Source organism: Spirosoma jeollabukense, assembly GCF_054777855.1.
Window position 1 is genome coordinate 1,653 of record NZ_BAAHAD010000037.1, and the last position, 3,163, is coordinate 4,815.

2 rRNA genes are annotated in these 3,163 nt (G+C 54.2%); both read left to right on the plus strand.

Going from position 1 to position 3,163, the window contains the following annotated elements:
• The first annotated feature begins 16 nt into the window (after window positions 1-16).
• A 23S ribosomal RNA gene (locus ACYVEA_RS34190) occupies window positions 17-2,852 on the plus strand.
• A gap of 151 nt (window positions 2,853-3,003) precedes the next feature.
• A 5S ribosomal RNA gene (gene rrf, locus ACYVEA_RS34195) occupies window positions 3,004-3,114 on the plus strand.
• Window positions 3,115-3,163 lie beyond the last annotated feature (49 nt).

Genomic DNA, 3,163 nt, shown 5'->3' on the forward strand with positions numbered 1-3,163 from the left:
CGAGTAAGAGTGTGGTCAACACACAGCAAAAGGGCGTCTGGGGGATGCCTAAGGCTTCTGATGGCGAGGAAGGACGTGGCAAGCGACGAAACATGACGGGGACCCGCTGGCAGGGGCTGATCCGTTGGTATCCGAATGGGGCAACCCGGTGGTTTGAAGAACCATCACTCCAGTAATGGAGAGCAAACGCGGAGAACTGAAACATCTAAGTACCCGCAGGAAGAGAAAACAATTGTGATTCCGTCAGTAGTGGCGAGCGAACGCGGAACAGCCCAAACCCATCACGTTACGGCGTGGCGGGGGTAGTAGGACCTGACATAAAGTTAGGAAGCGAACGGAAAGTCTTTGGGAAAAGACACCACAGAGGGTGAGAGTCCCGTACCGGTCAGCGGACTAACGGGTTGGGATTCCTGAGTAGGGGGGAACCGGAGAAATTCCCTCTGAATCGGCCGGCACCATCCGGTAAGGCTAAATACAATCAGAAGACCGATAGCGCAGAGTACCGTGAGGGAAAGGTGAAAAGTACGGGGAGTACCCGGGTGAAATAGATCCTGAAACCAGGCGCCTACAAGCGGTTGGAGCGTCCAGTGTGGCGTGACAGCGTGCCTTTTGCATAATGAGCCTACGAGTAACCGTCACTGGCGAGGTTAATTGACTTGAGTCAAGCAGCCGAAGCGAAAGCGAGTCTGAACAGGGCGTCCAGAGTCAGTGGGGGTTGACGCGAAACTTGGTGATCTATCCCTGGCCAGGCTGAAGGGGTGGTAACACACCGTGGAGGGCCGAACCGATAAGCGTTGAAAAGCTTCCGGATGAGCTGGGGATAGGGGTGAAAGGCCAATCAAACTGAGAAATAGCTCGTACTCTCCGAAATGTTTTTAGGAACAGCGTTACGTGTTACTGTCTGTGAGGTAGAGCGACCAACAGGATGCGGGGGAGTCACATCCTACCAACTTCTGATGAACTCCGAATGCGCAGAGAGGTGCGTGGCAGTGAGGGCTTGGGTGCTAAGGTCCAAGTCCGAGAGGGGAACAACCCAGACCATCAGCTAAGGTCCCTAAGTGTGTGCTAAGTTGAACAAAGGCGGTCCGGCTGCTGAGACAGCCAGGAGGTTAGCTTGGAAGCAGCTATTCCTTTAAAGAGTGCGTAACAGCTCACTGGTCGAGCGGGGCGGGCGTCGATAATAAACGGGCATCAAGCACATCACCGAAGCTATGGACCTATACTTGGAGTATAGTGTGGTAGGAGAGCATTCTGTGGGGGGTGAAGTTGGGGCGTGAGCCCTGGTGGACCGCATAGAAAAGCAAATGTAGGCATAAGTAACGAGAATGAGGATGAGAACTCCTCACACCGAAAAGCTAAGGTTTCCTCCGCGATGGCAGTCATCGGAGGGTTAGTCGGGGTCTAAGGAGCAGGCGAAGGCCGGGCTTTGAGGGGGAGTGGGTTAATATTCCCACACTATCCATGCAGGTAGTCTCATGACGGAGTGCCAGAGATACTACGTCCTGACGGAATAGGGCGTTGAGCGGACCCTTCGGGGAAAGCGAAGTGTTGACGGGGCTTCCAAGAAAAGTGAGGGTGCGTCAAGCGTATGGATACCCGTACCGTAAACCGACACAGGTAGCTGGGAAGAATATTCTAAGGTGCGCGAAAGAATCATGGTTAAGGAACTCGGCAAGATTACCCTGTAACTTCGGGATAAGGGGGGCCGTCTGGCAACAGCGGCTGCAGAGAAGAGGCCCAGGCGACTGTTTACCAAAAACACAGGACTCTGCCAAAATGAAAGTTGACGCATAGGGTCTGACACCTGCCCGGTGCTGGAAGGTTAAGGGGGGAGCTTAGTCGCAAGGCGAAGGTTTGAACTGAAGCCCCAGTAAACGGCGGCCGTAACTATAACGGTCCTAAGGTAGCGAAATTCCTTGTCGGGTAAGTTCCGACCTGCACGAATGGTGTAACGATCTGGGCACTGTCTCAACCATGAGTTCGGTGAAATTGTAGTAGCGGTGAAGATGCCGCTTACCCGCCACGGGACGGAAAGACCCCGTGCACCTTTACTACAGCTTAACATTGAGTACCGGTCAGTCATGTGTAGGATAGGCGGGAGATTGCGAAGCGGTGTCGCCAGGCATCGTGGAATCAACCTTGAAATACCGCCCTTGGCTTACTGGTGTTCTAACTGGGGAACCAGGACCGTGTTTGGTGGGTAGTTTGACTGGGGTGGTCACCTCCGAAAGGGTAACGGAGGTTTCCCAAGGTTTGCTCATGCCGGACGGTAATCGGCAGGGGAGTGCAATAGCAGAAGCAAGCTTGACAGTGAGGCCTACAAGCCGATCTGGTGCGAAAGCAGGGTATAGTGATCCGGTGGTTCCGCATGGAAGGGCCATCGCTCAAAGGATAAAAGGTACGCCGGGGATAACAGGCTGATCTCCCCCAAGAGCTCACATCGACGGGGAGGTTTGGCACCTCGATGTCGGCTCGTCACATCCTGGGGCTGGAGAAGGTTCCAAGGGTTCGGCTGTTCGCCGATTAAAGTGGCACGCGAGCTGGGTTCAGAACGTCGTGAGACAGTTCGGTCCCTATCTGTGGTGGGCGTGGGAATACTGACGGGATCTGTCCTTAGTACGAGAGGACCGGGATGGACTCACCGCTGGCAAATCGGTTGTTTGGCCGCAGGCACGGCCGAGTAGCTACGTGGGGATCAGATAAGCGCTGAAAGCATCTAAGTGCGAAACTGGCCTGAAGATGAGTGTTCCGGTATAAAGGGGTGTTGTAGACGACGACGTTGATAGGCGGCAGGTGTAAGCGTGGAGACGCGTTAAGCCGAGCCGTACTAATGACCCCGGAGGTGTGTTGACAAAGCAGGTTTTACAGGATCGATACCGATCAAAAAGCAGGAAGAAGAAAGCAAACCAATAATCAGGGTCTCTCTCTGTAGGAAAAAAGACCTACCAAGACTTTTTGATCAAGAAGCTGCGTTAGTCAGCTGGTCAAGCAAGAGTCCATTAGGTTGGTGCTGGTAAGGCGGGTGGTCACCTCTTCCATTTCGCACAGAGCCGTTAAGCCCCGTACTGCCGATGGTACTGCTGTCACAAGCGGGAGAGTAGGAAGGTGCCACCTAAGGAAACCAGATCCAACGCCGTGTTCTACCCAGAGCACGGCGTTCGGC